The organism is Kitasatospora indigofera, from assembly GCF_014655955.1.
Taxonomy (GTDB): domain Bacteria; phylum Actinomycetota; class Actinomycetes; order Streptomycetales; family Streptomycetaceae; genus Kitasatospora; species Kitasatospora indigofera.
This window is the reverse complement of sequence record NZ_BNBO01000005.1, coordinates 94,406-121,369: the sequence shown is the minus strand read 5'-3', so window position 1 is coordinate 121,369 and position 26,964 is coordinate 94,406. Positions and strand designations below refer to the sequence as shown.

The following is a 26,964-nucleotide window of genomic DNA, read 5'->3' as shown; positions in this document are numbered from 1 at the left end:
CATCGTGGAGGTCTCCATGAAACTGCAAGACGAACTGCCCGTCGACCACCGGCTGGCCACGGTCTACCGGTACGGCGCGGGGCTGGGCGGCGTGTTCCTGCTGGTCTTCGGGATCCTCGGGCTGCTGAACCACCCGGGCTTCCTGTCCACCAGCGGCGACCACATCGCGGGCATGTCCACCAACGGCGCGCTGAGCGTGCTCTCCGTGGTGATGGGCCTCGTGCTGATCGGCGGTGCGGTGGTGGGCGGCAACTTCGCCTCCAACCTGAACATGATCGTCGGCCTGCTGTTCGTGCTCTCCGGCTTCTACGGCCTGACCGTGCTCGGCCGGCCGGACGCGAACATCCTGAACTTCCGCATGTCCAACTGCCTGTTCGCCTTCATCTTCGGATTCGTCGTCCTCACCTTCGGCATGTACGGCCGGGTGAGCAGCCACCTGCCGCACGACAACCCGTACTGGCAGCAGCGCCACCGCGACCAGCAGCCGTTGCCCTCCGGCCCGCCGGCCTTCGTGAAGGTCCTCAAGCCGGGCCCGCCCAACCCGATCGGGCACTGACCCGCCGCCGGGCGGCCCCGGAGCGGCCGGCCCAGGCCGCCCGGGGCCGCCCCGCGCGCGGCCGCCGGGCGACCGCCGGGCGGAACGCGCCGACGCCCGGCGATCACGGCGGCCTATGCTCTGCGGCATGAGTGATGTCACCGAGCTGGACCCTGAGGACAAGAAGATCATCACCCTGGCCCGTTCCGCCCGCGCCCGCAACGGCGTGGCGGAGGGGGCCGCGGTGCGCGACGAGAACGGCCGCACCTACGTGGCCGGCACGGTCGCCCTGGAGTCGCTGAAGCTCAGCGCGCTGCAGACGGCCGTGGCGATGGCGGTGGCCAGCGGGGCGCGCAGCCTGGAGGCGGCCGCCGTGGTCACCGAGGCCGGGCAGCCCGCCGAAGCCGACCTGGCCGCCGTGCGCGACCTCGGCGGCGCCGGCACCCCGGTGCTGCTGGCGGGCCCGGACGGCGCCCTGCGGGTGGCCGCCGAGGCCCGCTGAACCACGGGCACCGAGGCCGGTCCGGCCGACAGGCGGACGGACGCCCACCACCGTCGCTCCGACGGATAATCTCACCGGGAGAGCTCCGGGGGGAGCTCCTGACCGGGGGAGCCGGACGATGGGGCCGTGGGCGTTCTTCGCCGGTCTGCTGGCCAGCGTGATGGGCATGGGCAAGTGGCAGGAGACCGGCTCGCCCTGGTGGCTGGGCGGCTCGATCGCCCTCTTCGTGATCGTCCTGGTCAGCGGCCTGGCCTCGCTCGGCGGCGGCAAGAAGCCGTAGCGCGGGGCGGGGCTCCGGCGGCCTGTCCGTCCAGACCTTGGTGATCAGGGACAATGGGGCGCATGAGCGTTACTTCCCCCTCCCAGGCCGGCACCTACCGATCCGGCTTCGCGTGCTTCGTCGGCCGCCCCAACGCGGGCAAGTCGACCCTGACCAACGCCCTGGTGGGGACGAAGGTCGCGATCACCTCCGACCGCCCCCAGACCACCCGGCACACCGTACGCGGCATCGTGCACCGCCCGGACGCCCAGCTCGTGCTGGTCGACACCCCCGGCCTGCACAAGCCCCGCACCCTGCTCGGCGAGCGCCTCAACGACCTGGTCCGCAGCACCTGGGCCGAGGTCGACGTGATCGGCTTCTGCCTCCCCGCCGACCAGAAGCTCGGCCCCGGCGACAAGTTCATCGCCAAGGAACTCGCCGAGATCAAGAAGACGCCCAAGGTCGCCATCGTCACCAAGACCGACCTGGTCGACTCCAAGGCACTGGCCGCCCAGCTGATCGCCATCCACCAGCTCGGCCTGGAACTCGGCATCGAGTGGGCCGAGATCGTCCCCGTCTCGGCCGTCGCCGACACCCAGGTCGGCCTGCTGGCCGACCTGCTCACTCCGCTGCTCCCGGCGGGCCCGGCGCTCTACCCGGACGGTGACCTCACCGACGAGCCCGAGCAGGTCATGGTCGCCGAGCTGATCCGTGAGGCGGCCCTGGAGGGCGTCCGCGACGAGCTGCCGCACTCGCTGGCCGTGGTGGTCGAGGAGATGATCCCGCGCGAGGGCCGCCCGGCGGACCGCCCGCTGCTGGACATCCACGCCAACGTGTACATCGAGCGGCAGAGCCAGAAGGCCATCGTGATCGGCGCCAAGGGCGCCCGTCTGAAGCACGTCGGGACCACCGCCCGCAAGCACATCGAGGCGCTGCTCGGCACGCCGGTCTACCTGGACCTGCACGTCAAGGTCGCCAAGGACTGGCAGCGCGACCCCAAGCAGCTGCGCAAGCTCGGTTTCTGACGGACCGGCGGCCCGGTCGTGCCCTCCGGGGCGGGCCGGGCCGTCGGCCGTCCGGGGCCCGCCAGGGGCCCGGTGACCCCCTCTGACCTGGGCAATCGTATGATCGCCCGATGCATCGTGATGTCATCGACGGAGTCCCCGTCCTCTGGGAGCAGGCCCCCGGCCCGCTCGAAGCCGCCCTGGTGTTCGGCTGCGGGGCGAGGGACGAGACCTTCCGCACGCTCGGCGTGACGCACCTCGTCGAGCACCTCGCGATGAGCACCCTGCCCAGGCTGCACCACGAGCACAACGCCATGGTCGACCTGGAGCTCACCCAGTTCACCGCCACCGGGCGGCCCGAGCAGATCACCGCCTACCTGACGCTGGTCTGCCAGGCGCTCGCGGACCTTCCGGTCGAGCGGATCGAGCAGGAGAGCGGCGTCCTGGCGGCCGAGGACGGCTGCGCCAGCCACCCGACCGTCGGCGCCCTGCTCTCGCACCGCTATGGCATCGAGGGCCTCGGCCTGGCCCCCTGGAACGGCCCCGGGCCGGACCGCATCCCGCTGGAGGCGGTCCGCGACGTCGTCGCGCGCTTCTTCCACGCCGGCAACGCCGTCCTCGTCCTCACCGGCCCGCCGCCGGAGGGCCTGCGGCTGCCGCTGCCGGCGGGGCCGCGCCCCGCCCGCGGCGAGGCCCAGCAGGTCCGCACGGCGCACTCCCGCTGGCAGGAGGACGCCGTCCCGGGCCCGGGCCTCGGCCTCGACTGCGACCTGGCCGACCAGCCGCTCCAGCTGGCGCTGGCCGTCCTCCAGGAGCGCCTGCGCAACACCGCGCGCCACCAGCACGGGCTCAGCTACGACGTCTCCTGCGCCTCCGCGGCGGCCGGCCTCGGCCGGGGCGAGCGGGTCGTGCACCTCGACGCGCGGGAGGGCGAGGAGCAGCGGGTCGCCGTACTGCTCTGGGAGGGAGCCCTGAAGCTGGCCGCCGAAGGCCCCTCGGAGGAGGAGGTCGCCGAGGAGGTCGCCGCCGCCCGGGAGCTTTTCCTCGACCCCCGCGCGGTCTCCTTCGAGCTGGAACTCGCGGCCTCGGCCGAACTGTTCGGCACCCCCTACCGGCCGGTGCCGGAGCGGCTCGCACTGCTGGAGAAGGTCACCGCGGAGCAGGTGCACCGGGCCTTCGCCCGGGCGATGGACTCCGCGCTGCTCGTCGTCCCCCCGGGGACCGAGGTCTCGCTGCGCCTGCCGGACGGCTCCCCGCTGCCCGAGGCCCGCTGCACCGCGGCCGGCCTGCCGGCCGACGGGCAGCAGTTCCGCCCCTCGGTCAAGGACCGGCTGTTCCACCCGGCGGCCCGGCGGGCCCGGCTGGTGCTGAACGACGCGGGCGTCTGGCTGCGCAACCCGGACGGCGAGGTGCACCACATCCCGTACCGGGAGGTGGTCGGGGTGGAGATCCAGGGGCCCGGGCGGGTGGTGTTCGGGGCCGCGCCCTGCGTCATCCCCGTCCTGCCGGAGATGTTCGCCGGCCTCACGCCCGGGCTGCGGGCCCTCGACGCGGCCGTGCCCGAGGAGTTGCGCTACGCCGCCTCCGGGTTCCGCAGCGCGGACAACTGACCCACCGCTCAAGCGTTTTCGCCCTCCGCCCAGCGAACGATCGGAACACACCGTGCCCACCTACGCCGCAGTCACCGGCGCCCCGACCGAGCGCACGCTGGCGGCCCTGGGCCGCTCCAGGCTCGGCGGCTACCTCTTCCCCGGGGCGGACGGCCGGGGCAGCGGCGTCCTCTTCGACCCGCCCAGGCCCCGGTTCGGGCGGATCTCGGCGGGCCGCCTGCGGAACCCCGCCTGGGACCTCGCGGTCGAGCTCAAGGAGACGGTCTGGCTGCTCCGGGACGAACAGGGCGGCGCCTGCGCCACGGCCTGCTTCCCCGGCGGCGGCTACCTGGAGCTGGGCTGGGCGGCCGACTGGACCCCGGCCGGGGACCCGCGGCAGCGGGACGCCCAGCGCGCGGGCTGGGACAAGCACTGTGCGGAGATCAGCCGCAAGGCCGGGCTGGTGCCCGGGGCGGCGGGCCCGCTCGCCGAGGTCCGCAACGACCCGGCGCCGGACGGCAGCCGGCCGAGCGGCGAGGACGTGCTGCGGCGGCTCTGCGCGGTGGTGGGCGCGCCGGACACGGTGGTCGGCCAGTCGCTGCTGGAGCAGGCCGGGCCGCGGGGCCGGGACTTCGTCCGGTTCGAGGCGAAGGGCCGCTGACCCGCCGGGGCCGCCCGCCACCGCCGGGCGGCCCCGGCAACCCCTCCGGGCGGCGCCCCCCGGGGGGGCGGCCGGAGGCTCAGGCGCCCTCGCGGAGCACCAGCGAGACCAGTTCGCGCTGGGAGTCGGTCAGTTTGGGATCGGCGCAGTGGACGGTGCGCCCGTCGACGGTGATGGCGTAGTGGAAGCCGTCCGGGACCCCGTACGAGGGCGCGCGCAGCCCGCCCACCACGGCCTCCCGGGCGAGGGCGTGGACGTGCGGGGCGTCCGTGCGCTCGGCGGTGTCCAGCTCCGCTTGGCGTGTGCGGCCCGCGAGGCCGCCGGTCCGGGTCACCTGGATACGCATGGTGTCCATGGTGCTACCCAGGGCTGGGATTTGCGCTCGCTTTCCCAGAGCTTCACATTAACCGGACCTCATCCGACACTGATGCCGACCTTGGCCCAGGCCGCCGTCACCGTGTTGGCGACCGCCTCGTCCTGGTAGCGGGCCGCGGCGGCGGCCACGGTGGCCCGGGCGAAGGCCGTGAACCCGGCGTCGGGGGTCAGCCGGTGGGTGGTCAGGGTGTCGTACCAGATCCGGCCGGCCCGCTCCCAGGCCGGACCGCCGAGGGCGGTGGCGAGCAGGTAGAAGGCGTGGTTGGGGATGCCCGAGTTGATGTGCACGCCGCCCTGGTCCTGCGTGGTCCCGACGTAGTCGCGCAGGTGGGCCGGCTGCGGGTCCTTGCCGAGCCGGGGGTCGTCGTAGGCGGTGCCGGGTGCCTTCATCGAGCGCAGGGCCACGCCCTGCACGCCGGGGGCGAGCAGGCCGGAGCCGATCAGCCAGTCGGCCTCGTCGGCGCTCTGCCGCAGGGCGTACTGCTTGACCAGGGACCCGAAGACGTCGGACAGCGACTCGTTGAGCGCGCCGGACTGGTCGTGGTAGGCCAGTCCGGCGGTGAACTGGGTGACGCCGTGGGAGAGTTCGTGGCCGATGACGTCCACGCAGGCGGTGAAGTCGCCGAACACGACGCCGTCCCCGTCGCCGAAGACCATCCGCTGCCCGTCCCAGAAGGCGTTGTCGTAGTGCTCGCCGTAGTGGACGGTCGCGTCCAGCCGCATCCCGGCGCCGTCGATCGAGGGGCGGCCGTACACGTCGGAGAAGAGCGCGTAGGTGGCGCCCAGGCCGTCGTAGGCCTGGTTGACGCAGGGGTCGGCGACCGGCGGCGCACCCTCCGGTCGCACCGTGCGTCCGGGCAGCCGTTCGGTGTGCCGCGCGTCGCGGACGACGCGCCGGGGACGGTCCGTTCCGGGCGCGGGCACCGGTGCCACCAGCCGGGCCTCGCGGTGCGTGGCGTCGAGGGCGAGCGAGCGGACGGCGGCCGTGTGGCCCTGCTCGGCGAGCCGGTCCAGGACGTAGGGCGGGACGATCGAGCAGCGCGGAGGGAGGGGAGTCATGGCGCCAAGGGTGACGCAGCCGTGACAATTTGTCACCAGGCCGTCACGCAGCCGTTCGTCTCAAAGGGTGAAAAAGTCCGTGGACGCGCTTCGGGCTCGGGAGGGCCTGGGTTACGCTGGTTCACATCATGCGTATCCGGCAGCTTCTTCTTAGCCGCCGCGGCGAGGGCCTGTAGTCCACCGAGGCCGGCTCCCTTGCCGCGGGGGACTGTGCTGTGCGCGTATGAACGCCGAGCGCGGCAGCAGCCGGCCAGTCGGGTGTCCACCACCCCGACCAGCCCGCATCACACACGGAAGCCGAGAGTCACTCCATGACCGAGCAGAGCTCCGCCACGTCGATTCCCGCCGGGCGCCCGTTCGTCGACCGCCCGACCCCGATCACCGCGGCCACCGTCCAGCAGAAGCCCTCGGGCATGCCGTACGGGCGCTACGTACCCTTCGGGACCATCGACCTGCCGGACCGCACCTGGCCGAGCAAGGTGATCACGCAGGCACCGCGCTGGCTCTCCACCGACCTGCGCGACGGCAACCAGGCGCTGATCGACCCGATGTCGCCGGCCCGCAAGCGCAAGATGTTCGACCTGCTGGTGAAGCTGGGCTACAAGGAGATCGAGGTCGGCTTCCCGTCCTCCGGCGCCACCGACTTCGAGTTCGTCCGCTCGCTGATCAACGAGGACGCGATCCCCGAGGACGTCACCATCTCGGTGCTGACCCAGGCCCGCGAGGACCTGATCGAGCGCACCGTGGAGTCGCTGGTCGGCGCCCCGCGCGCCACCGTCCACCTGTACAACGCCACCTCCCCGCTGTTCCGCCGGGTGGTCTTCAAGGGCAGCAAGGACGACATCAAGGGCATCGCCGTGGACGGCACCCGCCTGGTGATGGAGTACGCCGAGAAGATCCTGCGCGACGAGACGGTCTTCGGCTACGAGTACTCGCCGGAGATCTTCATCGACACCGAGCTGGACTTCGCCCTGGAGGTCTGCGAGGCGGTGATGGACGTCTGGCAGCCCGGTGAGGGCCGCGAGATCATCCTGAACCTGCCGACCACGGTCGAGCGCTCCACGCCGAACGTCTACGCCGACAAGATCGAGTGGATGTCGCGCAACCTGTCGCGCCGCGAGTTCGTCGCGCTGTCCACCCACCCGCACAACGACCGCGGCACCGGTGTGGCCTCGGCCGAGCTGGCCATCATGGCCGGCGCCGACCGGGTCGAGGGCTGCCTGTTCGGCCAGGGCGAGCGGACCGGCAACCTGGACCTGGTCAACGTCGGGATGAACCTGTTCTCGCAGGGCGTCGACCCGATGATCGACTTCTCCGACATCGACGAGATCCGCCGCACCGCCGAGTACTGCAACCAGATGGGCGTCCCCGAGCGCCACCCCTACGCCGGCGACCTGGTCTACACCTCGTTCTCCGGTTCGCACCAGGACGCCATCAAGAAGGGCTTCGACGCCCTGGAGGCCGACGCCAAGGCGGCCGGCGTGCCGGTCGGCGAGCACACCTGGGGCGTCCCGTACCTGCCGATCGACCCGAAGGACGTCGGCCGCAGCTACGAGGCGGTCATCCGGGTCAACAGCCAGTCCGGCAAGGGCGGCATCGCGTACGTCCTGAAGAACGACCACAAGCTGGACCTGCCGCGCCGGATGCAGATCGAGTTCTCCAAGATCATCCAGGCCAAGACCGACACCGAGGGCGGCGAGGTCACCCCCGCCGACATCTGGGCGGTCTTCCAGGACGAGTACCTGCCCACCCCGGACAACGCCTGGGGCCGGATCTCGCTGACCGGCTCGCGCAGCCTGACCACCGAGGACGGCCGTGACGCGCTGACCACGCAGGCCCTGGTGGACGGCGTGGAGACCACGCTGACCGGTACCGGCAACGGCCCGGTCTCCGCCTTCGGCGACGCGCTGGCCGGCATCGGCGTGGACGTCCGTGTCCTGGACTACGCCGAGCACGCGCTGAGCGAGGGCGGCGACGCCCAGGCCGCCGCGTACGTCGAGTGCGCGGTGGACGGCAAGGTGCTGTGGGGCGTCGGGATCGACGGCAACACCGTGCTGGCCTCCCTGAAGGCGATGATCAGCGCGGTCAACCGCGCGCGTCGCGGGTAATCCTTCCGGCTGAACCTCGCAGCACCGAACGGGCCGCCCTCCGAGGCGGCCCGTTCGCGTTCCCGGGACCACCCGCCCCGCCCCCTCCACCCCGTCCCACCCCCGCACGTAGTGACCCCGGCCCCCGCCACCGCGAGCGAGCCGAAGGGGCGCGCCGGTGCCGAAAGCGAGGAGCGCGGGCAGGAGCGAAGCGACTGACGAAGCGACGACCGTCGGCACCGGATCAAAGCGCCCCGGAGGCGAGCCGAGCCCCAATGAAGCTGTGTTCTGCGCCACATTTTTCTGTGTCGGAAGCCGTTCGGGGTACTGACACATGCCCGTAACCATGGCAACATCGACCCACCGGAAATCCGGGGTCGGTGGGACGGCCACGGCGTCCGGTCGCGTGACCTGCCCATTGTTGTGCAGGCCGCCTGCCATGTCTGGGGAGTGGCGCCGTGACAGGGTTGTGGGGTGTCCGTCCTCGGTGGCGGACTGACGTTCTCGGTGACTTCTTCTGCCCAGGCTGCGGCGGGGACCGCAACTACCGTCGGCAGCACGGCCGGCGGTGGCTGCGTCTCCTCGGCACACCGGTGCTCCCGCTGGGGCCGGTGATCGGCAGCGTCCAGTGCACCACCTGCCACGGCCGGTACGGCGTCCAGAGCCTGGAACAGCTCACCAGCGTCCGCCTCTCGGCGATGCTCCGCGACGCCCAGTACACCGTGGCCCTGGCCGTCCTGGCGGCCGGCGGCACCGGCGGGCGCAGCGCCCGCGAGGCGGCCTGCGCGGTCGTCAAGGACGCCGGCTTCGAGGACTGCGGCGAGGCCCAGGTGCTCGCCGCGCTGGCCGCGCTGTCCGGTCTGGGCGGCGAACTCCACCAGGCGCACGGCCTGGCCGACGGCCTCGCCGTCGAACTGCACGCGGCCCTCGAACCGCTCACCGCGCACCTCGCCCAGCAGGGCCGCGAGCGGCTGCTGCTCCAGGGCGCCTGGATCGCGCTGGCCGACGGCCGGTACCTGCCGCAGGAGCGCGAGGCGCTGGCCGAGGTGGGCCGGTGCCTGGGCCTCGGCGAGGAGCAGGTCGGCACCCTGCTGGAAGCGGCGACCCGCGCCGCGCACTGAGCCTCCGGGGCCTCCCCCCTGCCCCGGAGCAGGGCCCGACCTCCCCCCTCGGGCCCGCCGCGACCCGTACCGGCGGACATCCCCCCACGGACCCCGGTGCGGGATCACGGCTGCCGTCCCGCCGCCGGCGACCGCCGCCGTTCCCGCTGCCCGGTGCTCCCGTCCGGTGCTCCGCCCGGAGCACGCGGCCGGTGCGCGAGAATGGACGGATGCCCCCTCTGTTCGACGGTCTCGCACCCCTCGACGGCCCCGTGCCACCGCAGCGCTCCGCGCCTCCCGGCGGCGCCGTGCGCCCGGGCGGCCCGGGACGGACCGGCGGGGCCGCGGCATGAGCCTGTACCGGGACGACGGTGTCGTGCTCCGCGCGCAGAAGCTCGGCGAGGCCGACCGGATCATCACGCTGCTCACCCGGCGGCACGGCAAGGTCCGCGCGGTCGCCCGCGGGGTGCGCAAGACCAAGTCCAAGTTCGGCGCCCGGCTGGAGCCGTTCTCGCACGTGGACGTGCAGTTCTTCAGCCGCGGCAGCGACCTGATCGGCCGTGGCCTGCCGCTCTGCACCCAGGTGGAGACGATCGCACCGTACGGCGGCCCGATCGTCGCCGACTACGGCCGCTACACCGCCGGTACGGCGATGCTGGAGACGGCGGAACGGTTCGCCGAGAACGAGGGCGAGCCGGCCGTCCAGCAGTACCTGCTGCTGGTCGGCGGACTGCGGACGCTCGCCGCCGGCCGGCACGAGTCGCACCTGGTGCTGGACGCCTTCCTGCTGCGCTCGCTCGCCGTCAACGGGTACGGCGCGAGCTTCACCGACTGCGCGAAGTGCGGACTCGAAGGGCCCAACCGGTTCTTCTCGCTGCAGGCCGGCGGAGTGCTCTGCGGGGACTGCCGGGTGCCTGGCTGTGCCGTACCCTCCCCTGAGACACTGGTACTGCTCGGCTCGCTCCTGTCAGGGGACTGGCAGACGGCCGACGCCTGCGAGCCGCGGTACTGGCGGGAGGGCAGCGGTCTGGTCGCGGCCTATCTGCAGTGGCACCTGGAGCGGGGAATCCGCTCGATGAGATACGTGGAGAAGTAAGCATGGCAGCGCGACGGCTCTTCGGCGGAAGCAAGCAGAGGGACTACCTCCCCCCGACCCCGCACCCGAGCGGCGCACAGCCGCCGAAGATCCCCGGCGAGCTGGTGCCGGGCCACGTCGCCATCGTGATGGACGGGAACGGCCGCTGGGCCAAGGAGCGCGGGCTGCCCCGCACCGAGGGCCACAAGGTCGGCGAGAGCGTCGTGCTCGACGTCCTCAAGGGCGCCATCGAGCTGGGCGTGAAGAACATCTCGCTGTACGCCTTCTCCACCGAGAACTGGAAGCGGTCCCCGGAGGAGGTGAAGTTCCTGATGAACTTCAACCGGGACGTCATCCACCGCCGCCGCGACGAGATGGACGCGATGGGCGTGCGGGTCCGCTGGGCCGGCCGGATGCCCAAGCTCTGGAAGAGCGTGGTGCAGGAGCTGCAGGTCGCCGAGGAGCAGACCAAGGACAACGACGCCGTGACGCTCTACATGTGCGTCAACTACGGCGGCCGGGCCGAGGTCGCCGACGCGGCGGCGGCCATCGCGGCCGATGTCGCGGCCGGCAAGCTGGACCCGAAGAAGGTCAACGAGAAGACCGTCGCCAGGTACATGTACCACCCGGACATGCCGGACGTGGACCTCTTCCTGCGCCCCAGCGGCGAGCAGCGCACCTCCAACTTCCTGCTCTGGCAGTCCGCCTACGCCGAGTTCGTGTTCCAGGACGTGCTCTGGCCGGACTTCGACCGCCGCGACCTGTGGCGGGCCTGCGAGCAGTACGCGATGCGCGACCGCCGGTTCGGCGGCGCCCTGCCCAACGAGGTGACGGGGGAGCCCGCCGCCGAGGTGCCGACCCAGCGCTGAGTCCGCGCGGACGGACCTGCGGACGCACCGAGGGCCCACGGGACGGATCCCGTGGGCCCTCGGTGCGTCCGGTTCAGGCCTTGGCGGCGCAGTCCGCGCAGGTGCCGAAGATCTCCAGCGTGTGCGCGATGTCGCTGAAGCCGTGCTCGGCGGCGACCGCGTTGGCCCAGCGCTCGACGGCCGGGCCCTCGACCTCGACGGTGGCTCCGCAGTGACGGCACACCAGGTGGTGGTGGTGCCCGCTGCTGCAGCGCCGGTAGACGGCCTCGCCGTCGGCGGTGCGCAGCACGTCGACCTCGCCGGCGTCGGCGAGCGACTGCAGGGTGCGGTACACGGTGGTCAGGCCGACCGAGTCACCCCGGTGCTTGAGCATGTCGTGCAGTTCCTGCGCGCTGCGGAAGTCCTCGATCTCGTCCAGGGCCGCCGAGACGGCGGCCCGCTGCCGGGTCGATCGGGCGCGCGGCGTCGGGCCTGCGGTGGTCACCGTGGGTCCTCCTGGGGGTGGGGGCGTCTCGCACCTCATTGTGCCAGCCCCGCTCCGCTCGTCGGGCCGCTCTGCGCGCAGGCGTTCGCGTCGGCCGCGCCCTGGCCCGGCAGCCGGACGTCGCAGACCTCGGGGCCGCGGTCGGCCGGGGCCCGGTGGCGGCGCCGGGCGAGCGGTCCGGAGATCGCGCTGAACAGCGCGAAGACCACGATCGCGAGCAGCACGATGGCCGGGCCGGAGGGGACGTCCGCCTGGTAGGAGCCGGTCACGCCGGCCAGCGAGACCACCACGCCGAGCGCGATGGCGGCGGCCTGGGTGGCGGCGAAGGAGCGGGTCAGCTGCTGGGCGGCGACGACCGGCACCACCATCAGGGCGCTGACCAGGAGCAGGCCGACCACCCGCATCGCCACCGTGACCGTGACGGCGGCCATCACCGCGAGCAGCAGGTTCAGCAGCCGGACCGGCAGGCCGGTGACCCGGGCGAACTCCTCGTCCTGGCAGATCGCGAAGAGCTGGCGGCGCAGGCCGACGGTGACGGCGATGACGACCGCGCCGAGGACGGCGATGGTGACCAGGTCGGCGGGGGCGACGGTGAGGATGGAGCCCCACAGGTAGCTCTCCAGGCTGCCCGAGCCGGCCTCGGCGGAGAGCGAGACCAGCAGCTTGCCGCAGGCCATGCCGCCGTAGAAGAGCATCGCGAGGGCGATGTCGCCGCGCTGGTTGCCGCGGGAGCGGACCAGCTCCATGACGACGGCGCCGAGCACGCAGACCAGGACGGCCATCCAGACCGGGCTGGTCTGGAAGATGAAGCCGAGGCCGACGCCGGTCATCGCGACGTGTCCCATGCCGTCGCCCAGCAGGGCCTGGCGCCGCTGCACCAGGTAGATCCCGACGGCGGGCGCGGTGACGCCGACCAGGACGGCGGCCAGCAGCGCCCGCTGCATGAAGTCGTAGGAGAGCATCTCGGTCATGCCGGCCGCCTCGGGGTGGTCGTCAGCCCGGTACCCGTCAGGCCGGTGCTCGTCAGGTGGTGGTCGTCCGCGTGCGGGTGGACGTGGTCGTGGCCGGGCAGCGCGTGCAGACCGGTGTTCGGCACCGGCGGGCCGTCGTGGGCGACGCAGCCGTCGCGGAGCAGCACCACGCGGTCGATCAGCGGCTCCAGCGGGCCCAGCTCGTGCAGCACCAGCAGGACGGCGGCGCCGCGGGCGACCTCGCTGCGCAGGGTGTCGGCGAGCACCTGCTGGCTGGCGGCGTCCACGCCGGCCATCGGCTCGTCCATGATCAGCAGGTCGGGGGAGCCGACCAGGGCGCGGGCGATCAGCACCCGTTGCTGCTGGCCGCCGGAGAGGTCGGCGACGCCGTCGCGGGCGCGGTCGAGCATGCCGACGGCGTCGAGCGCGCGGTCGACCGCCTCGCGGTCCTTGCGGCGGAACGGCAGCAGCCGGTGCTGGGGGAGCCGGCCGGTGGAGACCACCTCGCGGACGGTGGCGGGGACGCCGCCGGCGGCGGTGGTGCGCTGCGGGACGTAGCCGATCCGGTGCCACTGCCGGAACTTGGCGTACGGGGTGCCGAACAGCTCCAGGCCGCCGCGCTCCAGCGGGACGGCGCCGATCACGCTCTTCACGGTGGTGGACTTGCCCGAGCCGTTGGCGCCGAGCAGGGCGACCACCTCGCCGGGCCGGACGGAGAGGTCGACGCCGCGCAGGACGGGCCGGCCGCCGAGCGAGGCGACGGCGCCGGTGAGGCGCACGATCGCGGGGGCGGCCGCCGCCGGGGTGCCGGGGAGCCGTGCCGGGTCGGAGTCCGTCGGGGGTGTGACGTCCTTCGTGCTGTTCTGGAGCATGGGGTGTGGTGTCCCGTCAGCTGGTGGCGCCGAGCGCGGCCTGCAGGTTGGCGAGGTTCTGCTTCATGATCGTCAGGTAGTCGTCGGCCGCCGCGCCGCCGGCGGGGGGCTTGATCCCCTCGATCGGGTCGAGGACGGCGGTCTTCAGGCCGAGGTCCTTGGCGACGGTGTCGGCGAGCTTGGGGCTGACCAGGGTCTCGAAGAAGATCGTGGTGGCGCCGTTGTCGCGGGCGGCCTTCTGGACCTCCGCCAGCCGGGCCGGGGTGGGCTCGGCCTCGGGGTCGACGCCGTTGATGGCCACCTGGGTCAGGCCGTAGTGCTCGGCGAGGTAGCCGAAGGCGGCGTGGCTGGTGACGAAGGTCCGGGACTTCACGTTCCGCAGGCCGTCCTGGAACTGCTGGTCCAGCGCGGTGAGCCGGTTCACCAGGTCGTCGGTGTTCCTGGTGTAGTCGGCGGCGTGCTCGGGGTCGGCCTTGGCGAACTCGGCGCCGACGCTCCTGGCGACCGCCGCGTAGCGGGTGGGGTCGAGCCAGATGTGCGGGTCGCCGGCCGGGCCCTCGTGGTGGTGGCCCTCGCCCTCCTCGGTGCCCTCGTCGAGGTGGTGGTCGACCAGCGGGCCGGCGGCCGTGGCGTCCACCAGGTGCTTGGCGTGGGACTGGCCGACGGCCTGGTCGACGGTGGGCTGCAGACCCTTGAGGTAGAGCACGGCGTCGGCCTTCTGGACCGCGCCGACCTGCTTGGCGGTGAGCTCCAGCTCGTGCGGCTCGACGCCGGCCGCGGTGAGGTCGGTGATCTTCACGTGCTCGCCGCCGATCTGCGCGGCGAGGAACTCCATCGGGTAGAAGGAGGCGACGACGTCCAGCTTGCCGTCCGAGCCCTTGGCGCTGCTGCTGCCGCCGCAGGCGGACAGGGCGAGCGCACCGATCACGGCCGTGGCGGTCAGGGCTATGGAGCGGGGGGCGCGTCGGAGGATCATCATGACAACCATTCTCATCTTATGTGGAAATGATTGTCAACTCACTCGTTCGGAGCAATCGGTCCGCCCGTCCGGCGGACGCCCGTTCGACCAGCTCCGGCGCCGGGCCGTCACCGGGCCGGTGCCTCACCGCCGATACCGATTTGAACCGGGTACCCGTATGGCCGGTAACCTGAGGTATTCGGGTACGAGCAACCAGCCGTGCCCTGACCGTGCCGTCGTACTGAAGAGAGCACTGTGGCCGCCGACAAGATCGACACGATCGTCAGCCTGAGCAAGCGCCGTGGCTTCGTCTACCCCTGCAGCGAGATCTACGGTGGCCAGCGCGCCGCCTGGGACTACGGACCGCTGGGTGTCGAGCTCAAGGAGAACATCAAGCGCCAGTGGTGGCGTTCGATGGTCACCGCGCGGGAGGACGTCGTCGGGCTCGACTCGTCGGTGATCCTCGCCCGCGAGGTCTGGGAGGCCTCCGGCCACGTCGCCACGTTCAACGACCCGTTGACCGAGTGCCTCTCCTGCCACAAGCGGTTCCGCGCGGACCACCTGGAGGAGGCGTACGAGGCCAAGCACGGCAAGCTGCCGGCCAACGGCCTCGCCGACCTCAACTGCCCCAACTGCGGGAACAAGGGCTCCTTCACCGAGCCCAAGGAGTTCTCGGGCATGCTGAAGACCCACCTCGGCGTCACCGAGGAGGCCTCCGGCCTGGCCTACCTGCGCCCCGAGACCGCGCAGGGCATCTTCACCAACTTCAAGGCCGTCCAGCAGACCTCGCGCAAGAAGCCGCCGTTCGGCATCGCCCAGACCGGCAAGAGCTTCCGCAACGAGATCACGCCCGGCAACTTCATCTTCCGCACCCGCGAGTTCGAGCAGATGGAGATGGAGTTCTTCGTCAAGCCCGGCGAGGACGAGGAGTGGCACGAGTACTGGCTCCAGCAGCGCTGGGACTGGTACGTCGGCCTCGGCATGAAGACCGAGAACATGCGCTTCTTCGAGCACCCGAAGGAGAAGCTCTCGCACTACGCCAAGCGCACGGTGGACATCGAGTACCGCTTCAACTTCGGCGGCACCGAGTTCTCCGAGCTGGAGGGCGTGGCCAACCGCACCGACTACGACCTGACGGTGCACAGCGAGCACTCCGGCCAGGACCTCAAGTACTTCGACCAGGAGTCCGGCGAGCGGTACTTCCCGTACGTCATCGAGCCGGCGGCGGGCCTCAACCGCGCGATGCTGGCCTTCCTGCTCGACGCCTACTTCGAGGACGAGGCGCCCAACGCCAAGGGCGTCATGGAGAAGCGCGTCGGCATGCGCCTGGACCCGCGCCTGGCGCCGGTCAAGGTCGCGGTGCTCCCGCTGTCGCGCAACGCCGACCTCTCGCCGAAGGCCCGCGGCCTCGCCGCCGACCTGCGCACCGCGTGGAACGTCGAGTTCGACGACGCCGGCGCGATCGGCAAGCGCTACCGTCGCCAGGACGAGATCGGTACGCCGTTCTGCGTCACGGTCGACTTCGACACCCTGGAGGACAACGCGGTCACCATCCGCGACCGCGACACCATGGCGCAGGAGCGGGTCTCGCTCGACCAGGTCAAGACCTACCTGGCGAGCCGTCTGATCGGCTGCTGACAGCACGCTCCGGCCCCCGTACGCCATCGCGGCGTACGGGGGCCTTCGCGTGTCGTGGACCGGCCCGCGCGATGCCGCGCCGGCGGCGGGACCTGGCCGTTGGCAGGGCCGGGGCGTCGGTCAGGGCCGGGCCGGTGGCAGGGCCGGGGCGTCGGTCAGCGGCGGGAGCGGCGGGAGCGGGGTGCCGGCTGCTCGGTCGGCAGGCCGGCCGCGCGCAGGGCCGCCTCACCCGCCCGCCGGCGGCCCGGGTCGCCGTCGGCGAGCGCGGCCAGCAGCGTGCCGTACCGGCCGGGGTCGCCGGCCAGCGCCGCACCGACCAGGGCCAGTTCGGCGGGCTGCCGCAGCGCCACCAGCTCCCGCAGCAGCGCGCCGGCCAGCGGCTCGTCCAGGGCACCGGCCAGGGCGGAGATCTCCGGGCCGGGGCGGGCGGCGGCCTGGCGCAGCAGGGTCCGGGTGTCACCGGTCCGGCCGGCCGCGTGCAGCCGCTCGGCCAGTGCCGCCAGGTCGGCGGGCGGGGCGGAGCCCCATTCCCAGAGCAGGGTCTGCCCGTCGGCGCCCTGGCCGGAGTGCTCCAGCGCGGCCAGCAGGTCGGGCAGGACGGCGGCCGGGTAGCCCCAGAGGGCGTGGAACAGCTCCGCCGCCTCGGTGACCAGGGCCGCCCGGCGCAGCTCGGCGAGGGTCCCGGCGGCGTGGCCGGGCGCCCCGTGCGCGACGGCCCGGGCGAGGTAGGCGGCGGCGCCGGCCGGGCCGCCGGAGCGGAGCAGCGCGGTGAGCCGGGCCACGTCGGCGGGGGCGAGGGTGACGGCGGCCTGGGCCACCAGGGCGGCCGACTCCTGGGCGGAGCCGCGCCGGTGCAGGCCGGCGATCCGTTCGGCGAGGCCGGCCAGCTCGGCGGGGGTGCGCGGTTGCGGGGCGGGCGCCGGGGCGGGCCGGCCGTCGGCGGGCCCGTCGCTGTCGGCCCGGGCGCCGGCCGGCGGCGGACCGCCCGCGGCGTCGGCGGCGTCGGTACCGGGCCGGGCGGTCCGTCCACCGCCGAAGCGGGCGCCGGTGGCCCGGGGCGCGGCGGCCGCCGGCAGGGCGTCCGCCGGGGGCGTCGGCGCGGGCGGGGCGGCGGGCTCCTGCTCGTACGCGCCGCCGAACCGCGCCCCGGTCGGGCGCTTGCGCCGGGGCTCGGGCGCGGGTGCCGGCGCGGGCTCGGGGGCGGCCGGAGCCGTGGCGGCCGTCTGGTCCTGGCGCCGGAGCCGGTCCTCGACGGCGAGCAGGTGCTCGCTGAGCTCCAGGCAGCGGGCGCCGAGGCTCTCGCGCAGTTGCCGGGCGTGGTCGAGCCGGCGCAGCAGTTCGGGGTCGGGCTGCTGCTGCGGCTGGGCGTAGCCGTGGTCGCGGTCCGGCAGGCTGACGGCGCGGACGGCCTCGCCGAGCCGGCGTTCGCGCTGGGTGGCGTACTGCCGGGCGCGCAGCAGTTCGTCGAGTTCGGCCCGCAGGGCCTGGGGGTCCTGCCCCACCGATGAGCGGGTCCTGCTCTCCTGGTGCACCGTCATCGCCCGCCCGACCTCTCCACCGTGCCCCGACCCTGGTTGCCGGTCATCCTGGCGGGGCGATACGGCGGGCGTGTTACGGCAGTGAGTCCGCTTGTTTTCGGTCCGGCGAGGAGTGCCCGTCCGGTGTACGAACAGGGTCGGTGCGCGGGGCCGTCCCGGCCGGGGAGCCGGTGGCGGGGCCGTCCAGGAGGCGGTCGGCCAGCGCGCCCGCCGCGACGGCGGCCAGCAGGAACGCGGTGACGGCGCGCAGCAGGCCGGCCTCGTAGTACGCGTCCGGCACCCAGCGGGCGGCGGGGTAGGCCGCGGCGAGGCCGGCCGCCCCGGCGAGGGCGAGCCGGCCGAGCGGTCCGAACCGGCCCGCCGCGCCCCTCGTGCCCGCCCGGCCCGCCGCGCCCGCCCGCAGTGCGGGGAGCACGGCCGCGAGCAGGACCAGCAGTCCGCCGCCGAGCGCCACCGCGGGCGTCCCGAACCCGGTCCCGTACCGGACGGCCAGCGCGGGTACCAGGAAGAGCACCAGGCCCCGGCGCAGCACCGCCTCGATCACCGAGACCGCCGGACCGGCCGGCGGCCGCGCGGCGGGCAGCGCGGCCCGGGCCCGTCGTACGGCGACGAGGACGGCCACCGCCCCGGCCGCGGCCGGGAGTTCGGCGCCGATCCGGCCCAGGTTGTACAGCAGTACGGTGTCGTAGAGGGCGAGCACCAGGCGGCCGGTCGCCCACAGGCCGACGCCGGACAGCAGCAGTCCGGCCGCGCCGGCCGGGGGCGTCCGGGCGTCGTCCCGGGCCGCGAGCCGGCGGATCAGCAGCGGCGTCAGGACGGCGGAGAGCACCCGCAGCAGGATGTCGTCGACGGTGTACGGGTTGTGCAGCTGCCACTCGACGGCGCAGAAGGCCACCGTGTACGAGGCGGCGGCCAGCGGGAGGAGCGGTGAGCGGGCCGTCCGCCGGTACAGCCCGGCGTCGAGCATCCGGAGCACGGTGGCGAACGCCAGCAGGACGAAGGGCAGTTCCAGCAGGGCGGGGACGCGCAGCACCGACGGCGCGAGCAGCCGGGGTGCGGGCCAGTGCGCCGCGAGCCACCGCACCGGCGCGTTCCCGTCGGCGAGCGCGAACCACCCGGCGGGCAGGTGGCGGGTGATGAAGGAGGTGTCCCCGCCGTGCTCGCGCAGCACGTACACGGTGACCAGCACCTGGTTGAGGGTGAGCAGCGCGATCACGACGGCCAGTGCCGCGCCCGGGCCGGGCGGCCGGCGGCGCCGCGGGGCCACCGGGCCGGGCGGGTTCACCCGGGCGGCCGGGGCCGGGCGGCCGGGGCCGGCGCGCAGGACCACGGGGGCGAGGAGCAGGCCGGCCAGGACCGAGGCCACCACGGTGGCGTCGATCAGCAGCGGTACGGCGGGCGGCACCGGGCGCTCAGGAGGAGAGCCGTGCGCGGGCCGCCATCAGGGCGAAGCCCAGCAGGTTCAGCCCCTGCCAGCGGGCCGGCTTCGTCACGTCCGCGTGGTCGGCGGCCAGGCCGACGCCCCAGATCCGGTCCACCGGGCTGGCCTCCACCAGGACGCGCTGCGAGGTGCCCAGCAGGTACGACCGCAACGCCGGGTCCTGCTCGAACTTGGCGACGCTGCCCGCCACCACCAGCTCGAAGCGCTCCGCCGTCCAGCGCCGGTCGTCGAAGCCCTTCACCTGCCGCCCGAGCGCCTTGGCCTCCGCGGGCGTGCGGGCCTTGAGGATCCGCGGCACCATCTGCTCGTCGCCGAACATCCGTGCCTTGCCCGCCATCATCCAGTGCTCGGCCGTCGGGTAGGTGATCCCGTCCACCACGAACGGCGACGGCCACCACTGGCTCAGCGCCCCGGGGCCGGTCTGCCCGCCGGGCTGCGGCCGGTGACCCCAGAACAGCAGGTACTTCGGCCGGGCGCCGGCCGCCACCAGGGCGGTGAGCTCCTCGCGGCTGCGGGTCTCGGCGGGGGTGGGGCGGCTGGTCGTCATGGGGGGCATCCTCGCACCGTCGGCGGGGGAGGGGCGCGCGATTTTCGCCGCCCCTCCCCCGCCGCCCCGGCCCTCGCCACCTGTGCCGATCGCGCCGCCCGTCCGGCCCGGAGCGGGAGCCGCCACGCGGTGGAGCCCCGACGGACCGGTCCGTCGTCCCGTCCTCACCCCACCGTGCGCGGCAGTCGCAGGCTCAGGCCGAGGATGGTGAAGGAGCCCAGCAACTGGATCCCGAGCACCAGGGCCAGCGCGTGGCTCATGCCGAGCGAGGGCGCGAGCGCGAGGTAGAGGGTGCCGAGGGTGGCCACCCCCAGGGCGAGGCTGGACTGCTGGGCGGTCGCCAGGACGCCGCTGCCGACGCCGGCCCGCTCCGGCGCGACCTTGGAGAGCACGACCCGGAACAGCGGTGTCCCGATCAGGCCCTGGCCGATGCCGGCCAGGGCGACGCCCGGGGCCATCCGCAGCGGCGAGAAGTCCGCCCAGTCGGCGAGCACGGTGGCGGCCAGGGTGGCCAGGCCGAGGGCCTGGACGACCGCGCCGGCGGCCAGCACCCGGCTGCCGAAGCGGCCGACCAGGCGCGGCCCGGAGAGCGAGGCGGTGAAGTACCCGACGGCCATCGGGACGAGGGCCCAGCCGGCCGCGACCGGGCCCAGCCGCAGGCCCTGCTGGAGGGCGACGGCGACGACGAACATGAAGCCGCCGAAGCCGGCGAAGTACGGCACCGCGATGCCGAGGCCCCGCCGCATCTCGGGGATCCGCAGCAGCGACGGCGGGATGATCGGCACGCCGCCGGCTCGCTCCGAGCGGCGCTCGACCTGGACGAAGGCGGCGACCAGGAAGGGGAACAGGGCGAGCAGCAGCCAGGTCCAGAGCGGCCAGCCGACCGCCCGGCCCTCCATCAGCGGCACCAGCAGGGCCAGCAGCGAGGCCGTCAGCAGGGCGGTGCCGGGCACGTCCACCCGGGCGGCCTGCGGGGAGCGGCTCTCCGGGACGTACCGGAGGGCGAGCAGCAGGGTGAGCAGCGCGAAGGGGACGTTGAGCAGGAAGACCGAGCGCCAGCCGGTGCCGAACAGGTCGGCGGCGACCAGCATCCCGCCGAGCACCTGGCCGATCACCACGGAGAGGCCGCCGACGGCGCCGTACACGCTCAGGGCCCGGGCCCGGCGGGCGCCGCCGGTGGCCGCGGTGATGGTGGCGAGGACCTGGGGGAGCAGCAGCGCGGCCGAGGCGCCCTGGGCCGCGCGGGCGGCGACCAGGGTCCAGGCACCGGGGGCCAGCCCGCAGGCGAGCGAGGTGAGGGCGAAGGCGGCGGCGCCGAGCACGAACAGCCGGCGGCGGCCGAAGATGTCGCCGAGCCGCCCGCCGAGGACGAGCAGGACGGCGAAGGCGATGCCGTACCCGGCGGCGACCAGCTCCAGCACGGCCGGGCCGGCCGCGAGGTCCTGGTCGATGGTGGGCAGGGCGACGTTGACGATGAAGAAGTCGAGCATCGGCAGGAAGGCGCCGAGCAGGACGGTGACGAGTCCGGCGGTGCCGAGGGCGCCGGTGCCGGTGCCGTGCGTGGTGGTGGCGGGAGCGGCGGTGGGGGTGGCGGTGGTGGTGGTCGATCGTCCCTGGTGCGGGGCGGCGGGGGCCTTGACTGCTTCTAGTGGCTGGGTCACGACTCCTACGATCGGCGGCCGCCCAGCCTGGTACCAGAGTGTCTTTATCCAGGTATAAGAAGTACCTGGCAACCGTCTGAGGGAGGGTGCATGCTGGTGCCATGAGCCTGAGCACCGTACCCGCCCGCACCGCCGCCGGAGACGGCGCCGGCGGCCGCTCCGCGCCCGTGGCGGCGCCCGCCGAGGCGCGCCGGCACGAGCTGGCGGCCTTCCTGCGCAGCCGCCGCGAGCGGATCGCCCCCGACCAGGTCGGCCTGCCCGTGACCGGCCGCCGGCGCACCCCGGGCCTGCGCCGGGAGGAGGTCGCGCAGCTCGCCGCCGTCGGGGTCACCTGGTACACCTGGCTGGAGCAGGGCCGGGCCATCCAGGTCTCCGTGCAGGTCCTGGACGCGGTCGCCCGCGCGCTGCTGCTGGACCGGAACGAGCGGGCGCACCTGTTCGCCCTCGCCGGGGCGGACGACCCCTCGCCGGTGCTGGAGTGCGCCACGGTGACCCCGGCCGTCCGGCTGATGCTGGACCAGTTCGGGCCGATGCCCGCGGCCGTGGTGAACAGCCGGTACGACATCCTGGCCCACAACCACGCGTACACCCACCTGGCGGGGGACTTGGAGGCGCAGCCCTTCGAGGAGCGCAACCTGCTCTGGATGGCCTTCACCCCCTCGCGCTTCCAGGACGTCCTGGTGGACGTCGAGGTCGAGCGCGAGGGCATGGTGGCCCGGTTCCGCTCGGCGATGGCGGACCACAGCGCCGAACCCGCCTGGAAGGCCCTGGTGACCCGGCTCCGGCAGGCCTCCCCGGACTTCGAGGCCGCCTGGGCGCGCCACGAGGTGGCGCGGCCCGGCAACGGCGTCAAGCGCTTCCTGGTCCCCGGCGCCGGTCTGCTCAGCTTCGACTACACCGGTCTCTGGCTCGGCCCCCGGGCCGGCTCCCGGCTGATCGTCTATACCCCGCGCTGCGAGGAGACCAGGGAGCGGATGGCGGTGCTGGCCGCCCGGTAGGCGGCCGCCGGCGGGCGGCTGCGGCTCTTCCGGGGCGGCGTTCGGCCCTGGGTGTCCGTCAGGCCTGGGCGTCCAGGAACGGCAGCAGGGCGGCGGTGAGTTCGGCCGGCGACTCCAGGGCGATCAGATGGGCCGCGTCCGGGAACCGGACCAGCTCCGCGCCGGGGATCTCGGCGGCGTAGCGGCCGGCGATGGCCTGGAAGTCGGCGTTGTCGCGCAGGCCGACGCCGACCAGGGCGGGGACGCCGATCGCGGCGATGTCGTTGCCCGTGACGCCCCGGGACAGTTCGCCCACCGCCTCCTGGTTCGCCAGCGCCGTCCGTACCGGCCCGCGGAGCCGCTCGGTCAGCCCGGGGTCGATCTCCTCCCAGCCGCGGGTCGCCCCGCGCAGCCACATGTCCAGGTTCACCTGGACGGCGACGTCCAGGTCACCGGCGGCCAGGGCCTTCGTCTCCGCCTCGTCGTAGGCGAACATGTCCGCCGACCAGTCGTACCCCGGCCACGGCGCGGCCAGCAGCGCGAGGGACCGCACCCGCTCCGGGTGGGCGAGGGTGAAGCCCACCGACACCCGGCCGCCCCAGGAGGCGCCGACCAGGTGGACCTGCTCGTGGCCGAGGTGGTCCAGCAGCCGGAGCAGGTCGTCGGTCTCGCCGAACTCGCCGGTCGGCACCGGGGACGCGCCGAAGCCGCGCAGGTCGTACCGGACGACGGTGTAGCGCTCGGCGAGCGCGGGGACGACCGCGTCCCACATCCGGTGGTCGGCGATGCCGGCATGCACGAGGACGACGGGCGGACCGTCACCGGTGACGGTGTACGCGAGGTGGCCGAGTTCGTCGGCGAGGGTGATCATCCGGGCATGGTGGCATGTTGGCGGCGTACATGCCACCGGGTTCCGGTCGCGGGCCGGTTGCTGCTGCGGGCGGAGCCTCCGGCGCACGTCCAGGACGGGAGGGACCTGCGCCTGTTCAACGGCGCCGTCTCGTCGTGGCCGGAGGCCGCAGGAGGCGAGCGCGGTCGGGCAGGCGCTCGCGGAGCGCCTCGGAGTGCCGTTCCACGTCGCGAGCCCCGACCTGCCGGACGACTCCGCTCCGCGCTGGCGGACCTCCGCCAACCGCGGTTGCGCCGGGCCCGCCGGCCGGGCGGGGACGTCCTACCGGGTTCTGCCCGTCGATGTGGTCAACTGGTGGCTCCGCGCGCCGGTGCGAACCGGTCACCGGTCGGTGGCCAGGCCCGTCGGCACCGCGGAACCCGCCCCGGCCGACGGCCTGCCGGCCAGTCGGCCGGGGCGGGACCTCGCACCCCCGGGGAGGCGCCGCGTTCGCGCGGGATCGGGCCTGTCCGAGGCGGTCGGCGCCTCCGCGGGTCGGCGAACTCGCAGCTCTCCGCGGCCGAACCGCCGGCCCTGGCAGGAGTTTTCAGGCCGCGCCGAACTCGCCGGTGGCGGTGGCGGTGACGAAGGCCTGCCAGGCCTCGGCGGGGAAGAGGAGGGCGGGGCCGGCGGGGTCCTTGGAGTCGCGGACGGGCGTGACGTCGGGGTAGCCGTCGGCGACCTCCACGCAGCCGTTCTGCCCGCCGCTGTATGTGCTCTTGCGCCAGGGAGCTTCGGTCAGGTCAACGTGCATGCTCAAAGTCCTCCCGTACGCGGCGGATCGTTGCCAGGGTTGCGGCCCGATTCAGGGCCTCGACCTGAAGGCGATCGTAGTGCCTGTTCAGCACTGAAACGGATTCGGTATCCCTGTCCAGGTAACCACGTTGCTCGGTTTCGGTGTACGCGAGCAGCTTCCGATCGGGGAGCGTCAGCAAGGCAACTGGGTGTGTGAAAGGTCTGTCCTCCCCCAGCGAGTACGGCGCAACCTGGAGGATCACGTGTGACCGGGTGGCAAGGTCTTCCAGATGGTCCAGTTGCGAGACCATCACGTCCCTTCCGCCGATGGGCCGGAGCAGGCAGCTTTCGTCGAGCACCGCGTGCACAGTTGGCGGCTGAGTGCGGTCGAGACACTGCTGCCTGGTCAGAAGAAAGGCCACTCGCTCGTCGGCCTGCGCCGGGGTGGCGCTTCCTCGTCGCACATTGCCGGCCTCCCATGCGGTCGCATAGGCCTGGGTTTGCAGGAGTCCAGGGACGACACCGATTTCGAACAGTCTCAGCTGAGTGGCACGAGCCTCGTGCTCCGCGAACTCGGGGAACCCCTCGATCAAAGCCGTGTGCTTGTGCTGCCACCACATCAGCACCAAGGTCCCGCCAGTCTGAAGCGCTTCGTCCGCCAGGCGGGCAAACTTCGCGGTCGGTGCCCGTTTGGCAAGTTCGATGTAGCAGACGGAGGTGTGGTCGTAGCCGAGCTGCTTGGCGAGCTGTGCCTGGGTCAGTCCAAGTGCCTCGCGCGACCTGCGGAGTTGGACTCCGAACGGCGCCCACGGGGATGACGTTGGATCAAGGACCTTACGGTTCACCATGGGTGCTCCAACTTGTGCGCCACGGAAAGACAAGTCGATTGTGGCTTCCGGGAACACTCTCTGTCCACCACTATGGAACACACAGTGAGCGCCGATTGCCGTGAGCATCGGCCGGCCCGACAGAGGGGCGGTCCCACCATGAAGTCCACTACAGGGCCGGAGCCGTGCCGGCCGAGGCCGGGGGAGACGATCGCCGTCGTCCCCCCGGACTGGGAGATCACCGATCCGGCGGCCCCTCGTTGCCGGGGCGAAGTGGTCGACGTGGTGGGTGACTTGGTGACAGTCCGGGTGCTCGGGCATCTGCGGTTGCGGCGGGTGCACCAGGTGGCGGCGTGGTCGGGCGAGGAACAGGAGGAAGGTGCGCGATGAGCGACCGGGCGAAGCCGTACCGGCCCCGCGAGGGCGAGACGGTACGGGACAGCAGGCGCCGGCTGACCGGTGTCTACATGGACACCCAGGGCGGCTGGGTCTACCTGCGCCCCGAGGGCGGGGGAGTGGAGTGGACGGCGAGGCCCGAGCACATCGCGCCGCTGGTGGACCTGGGCGCCGACGGGGAGGAGGGGGCGGCGTGAGGAGTCCGGACGGGGTGCGGCCGCTGGTCACGGCGGGCGTGGTCGTGGTGGCCGCCGCGGCGGTCGCCGTTGCCGCCGTGATCCCGGTCCGGGACGGCCCGCCGGGGACGACGGGGCTGGTGGCACTGCTGGCCTTCGCGATGGCGCTGATGACGGGCATCGCGGTCTCGGGAGCACCGGAAAGGGCAAGGGCGGAGGCAGCGGCAGGTACGGGGGCAGGTACGGCGGAGATGGTGGCGCGGCAGCCGGCCCGTCGCGAGGCCGGGCTGCCGCCGCCCGCGCCGGCGGAGGAGGTGCCCCCGCAGCGAGGGCGCTGCTTCGGTTGCGTCCGACTTGCGGCGGTGACCGGGGCCGGAGTGCTCGCCAGGGGCGGGGTGGAGGTGCCGTTGTACGTCTGCTCGTCCTGCCTGGAGCACCTGGAGGCCTGGCACGCGGCGCAGCTCGCCGCGGCCGGGGCGGACCGGACGGGCGCCGGGTTCGCCCCGTGACCCCGGACCCGCCGCCGCGCCGAGCCGGCGGCGGAGGGGCCGGCGTCGCCCGGGCCTACCGGATCGCCGGACTGCTCGCCGCCGTGACGGGCCAGGACGTCCGGCTCGCCAGGATTCCCGCCGGGTACCGCCTGACCCTCGCGGCCCCGGCGGACCCGCTGATCCAGGGCGCCCTGCCGCCGGTGCTCGGCGCCGGCGCACGCTGGGGGTACGCCGGCCGCACCGGGCTCCGGTGCGAGGTGGACGGCTGAGCGGCCGGGGCGCCGGCCCGGGCCACGAGCAGACAGGCGGCGGCCAGCGGCAGTTCGACGCACAGGGCCATCACCAGCGCCGAGGCGAGGGCGATACCGGGCGCGGCCGTGCCCACGTCGGCGAGGGCATCGGCGCAGAGCAGCACCGCGGCGCCGGCCGCCGTCCGACGGGCCGACCGTGCACGGTGTCCGAGCAGGACGTGGGTGGTGGCGAGCGCCCCGAACTCCAGGGCGTCCAGCACCACCCACCAGGTCTCCCCGCAGGCGGCCAGCACCGCCAGCCAGGGCAGCAGCGCGAGGGCGGCCGGGCCGGGCAGGCGTACGGCCAGGCGTTCGCAGGATCCGAGAGGCTCCGGGCGTCCGGGACCGGGACGGGGGGCGGGATTCACGCCGCACCGCCGCCGTGGGCGCACATCGCCCTGGACCGGGCCCGGACCAGGCGCAGCCGCTCGGCGGGCGCCTCACCGGTGGAGTCCCGTACCGTCACGGTGCTGAACGGGCCCTCGGCCCAGGCCAGCCAGAACACCCCGGACACCGTCACGGCGGGTGCCGCCGGCCGGGCCCGGCGCCGCAGCGGCAGCCGTCCGGCGGAGAACTCCACCACCGGGAGCGGCCCGTGGGCCGGCAGCCGCCCCCAGGCGAACGAGAGCTGCCGCCCGCCGTCCGTGCTGCGCCGCGCGCCCCCCAGCAGCCGGGCCGAGAGCCGGGAGAGGACCAGGACGTCCACCAACTCGCCGTGCTCGTAGACCTCCAGGGCGGGCCGCCCCCGCCGGTGCCCGCCGCCGCCACCGCTGCGACGGACCTCCCACGGCCCTCCCGGCGCGGCCGGCTCCCGCCCTTCGTCGCGGGTGCCCGACGGTGCGTCCGCCGCCCCCACTGCTGTCCCCGTTGTCCTCGTCATGCCGTCAAGCCTCCCGGCCGGGGCGGGAGATGTCGGTAGCGCGATCGACCCGACCGGGGGTGTAGCCAGCTGCACCCC

Annotated in this window: 29 protein-coding genes; 14 read left to right on the top strand and 15 right to left on the bottom strand. The window is 73.9% G+C overall.

What is annotated here, in order from left to right:
- The first annotated feature begins 16 nt into the window (after positions 1–16).
- The 6 genes from IE329_RS07200 (at position 17) to IE329_RS07175 (ending at position 4,550) form a co-directional block, all read left to right on the top strand.
- Positions 17–556 carry a DUF4383 domain-containing protein gene (locus IE329_RS07200; RefSeq protein ID WP_190209975.1) on the top strand — a complete coding sequence of 180 codons (540 nt, stop codon included), beginning with the start codon at positions 17–19 and terminating at the stop codon, positions 554–556.
- Positions 557–683: 127 nt separating this feature from the next.
- A complete protein-coding gene (locus tag IE329_RS07195; RefSeq protein WP_073927916.1) occupies positions 684–1,037 on the top strand; it encodes a cytidine deaminase in 354 nt (117 codons plus the stop codon).
- A 118-nt stretch (positions 1,038–1,155) separates the two neighbouring features.
- Positions 1,156–1,317: a hypothetical protein gene (locus tag IE329_RS07190; RefSeq protein ID WP_190209974.1), complete on the top strand. Its 162-nt coding sequence runs from the start codon at positions 1,156–1,158 to the stop codon at positions 1,315–1,317.
- A gap of 53 nt (positions 1,318–1,370) precedes the next feature.
- Positions 1,371–2,321 carry a GTPase Era gene (gene era, locus IE329_RS07185; protein WP_373311101.1) on the top strand — a complete coding sequence of 317 codons (951 nt, stop codon included), beginning with the start codon at positions 1,371–1,373 and terminating at the stop codon, positions 2,319–2,321.
- Between the two features lie 110 nt (positions 2,322–2,431).
- A complete protein-coding gene (locus IE329_RS07180) occupies positions 2,432–3,910 on the top strand; it encodes an insulinase family protein (RefSeq protein ID WP_190209972.1) in 1,479 nt (492 codons plus the stop codon).
- 52 nt (positions 3,911–3,962) lie between these two features.
- Complete coding sequence (locus IE329_RS07175; protein ID WP_190209971.1) at positions 3,963–4,550, top strand: hypothetical protein; 588 nt, start codon at positions 3,963–3,965, stop codon at positions 4,548–4,550.
- Between the two features lie 79 nt (positions 4,551–4,629).
- Here IE329_RS07175 and IE329_RS07170 read toward each other — a convergent pair whose 3' ends face one another.
- The gene (locus IE329_RS07170) at positions 4,630–4,896 is read right to left on the bottom strand and encodes a protealysin inhibitor emfourin (RefSeq protein WP_190209970.1); all 267 of its coding nucleotides are present in this window, start codon (positions 4,894–4,896) and stop codon (positions 4,630–4,632) included.
- A 68-nt stretch (positions 4,897–4,964) separates the two neighbouring features.
- Positions 4,965–5,984, bottom strand: a complete 1,020-nt coding sequence (locus IE329_RS07165) for a M4 family metallopeptidase (RefSeq protein WP_190209969.1) — start codon at positions 5,982–5,984, stop codon at positions 4,965–4,967.
- A 311-nt stretch (positions 5,985–6,295) separates the two neighbouring features.
- Between IE329_RS07165 and leuA the strand changes: the two genes are divergently transcribed.
- From leuA to IE329_RS07145, 4 genes are all read left to right on the top strand, one after another.
- Positions 6,296–8,092: a 2-isopropylmalate synthase gene (gene leuA / locus IE329_RS07160; protein WP_190209968.1), complete on the top strand. Its 1,797-nt coding sequence runs from the start codon at positions 6,296–6,298 to the stop codon at positions 8,090–8,092.
- A gap of 437 nt (positions 8,093–8,529) precedes the next feature.
- On the top strand, positions 8,530–9,192 hold the full coding sequence (locus IE329_RS07155) for a TerB family tellurite resistance protein (protein WP_190209967.1): 663 nt from the start codon (positions 8,530–8,532) through the stop codon (positions 9,190–9,192).
- A 328-nt stretch (positions 9,193–9,520) separates the two neighbouring features.
- Positions 9,521–10,267: a DNA repair protein RecO gene (recO, locus tag IE329_RS07150; protein WP_190209966.1), complete on the top strand. Its 747-nt coding sequence runs from the start codon at positions 9,521–9,523 to the stop codon at positions 10,265–10,267.
- Positions 10,268–10,269: 2 nt separating this feature from the next.
- On the top strand, positions 10,270–11,115 hold the full coding sequence (locus IE329_RS07145) for an isoprenyl transferase (RefSeq protein ID WP_190209965.1): 846 nt from the start codon (positions 10,270–10,272) through the stop codon (positions 11,113–11,115).
- 73 nt (positions 11,116–11,188) lie between these two features.
- Here the strand turns inward: IE329_RS07145 and IE329_RS07140 are convergent, their stop codons facing one another.
- Genes IE329_RS07140 through IE329_RS07125 form a run of 4 tightly spaced genes read right to left on the bottom strand, consistent with a single transcriptional unit; the run spans position 11,189 to position 14,418 of the window.
- Entirely contained in the window at positions 11,189–11,599 is a 411-nt protein-coding gene (locus tag IE329_RS07140) for a Fur family transcriptional regulator (protein ID WP_073927616.1), read from the bottom strand.
- Between the two features lie 35 nt (positions 11,600–11,634).
- Complete coding sequence (locus tag IE329_RS07135; protein ID WP_373311100.1) at positions 11,635–12,570, bottom strand: metal ABC transporter permease; 936 nt, start codon at positions 12,568–12,570, stop codon at positions 11,635–11,637.
- On the bottom strand, positions 12,567–13,442 hold the full coding sequence (locus tag IE329_RS07130) for a metal ABC transporter ATP-binding protein (protein ID WP_190209964.1): 876 nt from the start codon (positions 13,440–13,442) through the stop codon (positions 12,567–12,569). Before IE329_RS07130 ends, IE329_RS07135 begins: the two co-directional genes overlap by 4 nt.
- 16 nt (positions 13,443–13,458) lie before the next feature.
- Positions 13,459–14,418 (bottom strand): metal ABC transporter substrate-binding protein, encoded by a 960-nt coding sequence (locus IE329_RS07125; protein ID WP_190210095.1) that lies wholly within the window; start codon positions 14,416–14,418, stop codon positions 13,459–13,461.
- Positions 14,419–14,655: 237 nt separating this feature from the next.
- On the opposite strand from IE329_RS07125, the gene IE329_RS07120 reads away from it, so the two are divergent.
- Positions 14,656–16,038: a glycine--tRNA ligase gene (locus IE329_RS07120; protein WP_073927614.1), complete on the top strand. Its 1,383-nt coding sequence runs from the start codon at positions 14,656–14,658 to the stop codon at positions 16,036–16,038.
- A 155-nt stretch (positions 16,039–16,193) separates the two neighbouring features.
- Here the strand turns inward: IE329_RS07120 and IE329_RS07115 are convergent, their stop codons facing one another.
- From IE329_RS07115 to IE329_RS07100, 4 genes are all read right to left on the bottom strand, one after another.
- Positions 16,194–17,576, bottom strand: coding sequence for a hypothetical protein (locus IE329_RS07115; RefSeq protein WP_190209963.1), 1,383 nt, complete (start codon positions 17,574–17,576; stop codon positions 16,194–16,196).
- A gap of 73 nt (positions 17,577–17,649) precedes the next feature.
- Entirely contained in the window at positions 17,650–18,981 is a 1,332-nt protein-coding gene (locus IE329_RS07110; RefSeq protein WP_190209962.1) for a hypothetical protein, read from the bottom strand.
- Between the two features lie 7 nt (positions 18,982–18,988).
- On the bottom strand, positions 18,989–19,564 hold the full coding sequence (locus IE329_RS07105) for an NADAR family protein (protein ID WP_190209961.1): 576 nt from the start codon (positions 19,562–19,564) through the stop codon (positions 18,989–18,991).
- 164 nt (positions 19,565–19,728) lie between these two features.
- Positions 19,729–21,225, bottom strand: a complete 1,497-nt coding sequence (locus tag IE329_RS07100) for an MFS transporter (protein ID WP_373311099.1) — start codon at positions 21,223–21,225, stop codon at positions 19,729–19,731.
- A 101-nt stretch (positions 21,226–21,326) separates the two neighbouring features.
- Between IE329_RS07100 and IE329_RS07095 the strand changes: the two genes are divergently transcribed.
- Positions 21,327–22,223 (top strand): helix-turn-helix transcriptional regulator, encoded by an 897-nt coding sequence (locus tag IE329_RS07095; protein WP_190209960.1) that lies wholly within the window; start codon positions 21,327–21,329, stop codon positions 22,221–22,223.
- A gap of 58 nt (positions 22,224–22,281) precedes the next feature.
- Here IE329_RS07095 and IE329_RS07090 read toward each other — a convergent pair whose 3' ends face one another.
- The 3 genes from IE329_RS07090 to IE329_RS07080 all read right to left on the bottom strand — a co-directional run bounded on the left by IE329_RS07090 (position 22,282) and on the right by IE329_RS07080 (position 24,674).
- Complete coding sequence (locus tag IE329_RS07090) at positions 22,282–23,073, bottom strand: alpha/beta fold hydrolase (RefSeq protein WP_190209959.1); 792 nt, start codon at positions 23,071–23,073, stop codon at positions 22,282–22,284.
- A gap of 565 nt (positions 23,074–23,638) precedes the next feature.
- Positions 23,639–23,845 carry a DUF397 domain-containing protein gene (locus tag IE329_RS07085; protein WP_190209958.1) on the bottom strand — a complete coding sequence of 69 codons (207 nt, stop codon included), beginning with the start codon at positions 23,843–23,845 and terminating at the stop codon, positions 23,639–23,641.
- Positions 23,835–24,674 (bottom strand): helix-turn-helix domain-containing protein, encoded by an 840-nt coding sequence (locus tag IE329_RS07080; protein ID WP_190209957.1) that lies wholly within the window; start codon positions 24,672–24,674, stop codon positions 23,835–23,837. Before IE329_RS07080 ends, IE329_RS07085 begins: the two co-directional genes overlap by 11 nt.
- 365 nt (positions 24,675–25,039) lie before the next feature.
- Here IE329_RS07080 and IE329_RS07075 point away from each other — a divergent pair, with 365 nt between their 5' ends.
- Together IE329_RS07075 and IE329_RS07070 are read left to right on the top strand one after the other, a co-directional pair.
- Positions 25,040–25,246 carry a hypothetical protein gene (locus tag IE329_RS07075; protein ID WP_190209956.1) on the top strand — a complete coding sequence of 69 codons (207 nt, stop codon included), beginning with the start codon at positions 25,040–25,042 and terminating at the stop codon, positions 25,244–25,246.
- The gene (locus IE329_RS07070) at positions 25,243–25,734 is read left to right on the top strand and encodes a hypothetical protein (protein WP_190209955.1); all 492 of its coding nucleotides are present in this window, start codon (positions 25,243–25,245) and stop codon (positions 25,732–25,734) included. The genes IE329_RS07075 and IE329_RS07070 overlap by 4 nt, the downstream gene beginning before the upstream one ends.
- A 55-nt stretch (positions 25,735–25,789) precedes the next feature.
- Here IE329_RS07070 and IE329_RS07065 read toward each other — a convergent pair whose 3' ends face one another.
- Both IE329_RS07065 and IE329_RS07060 read right to left on the bottom strand, forming a co-directional pair.
- A complete protein-coding gene (locus IE329_RS07065) occupies positions 25,790–26,374 on the bottom strand; it encodes a hypothetical protein (protein ID WP_190209954.1) in 585 nt (194 codons plus the stop codon).
- Positions 26,371–26,886 (bottom strand): hypothetical protein, encoded by a 516-nt coding sequence (locus IE329_RS07060; protein ID WP_190209953.1) that lies wholly within the window; start codon positions 26,884–26,886, stop codon positions 26,371–26,373. The genes IE329_RS07065 and IE329_RS07060 overlap by 4 nt, the downstream gene beginning before the upstream one ends.
- Positions 26,887–26,964 lie beyond the last annotated feature (78 nt).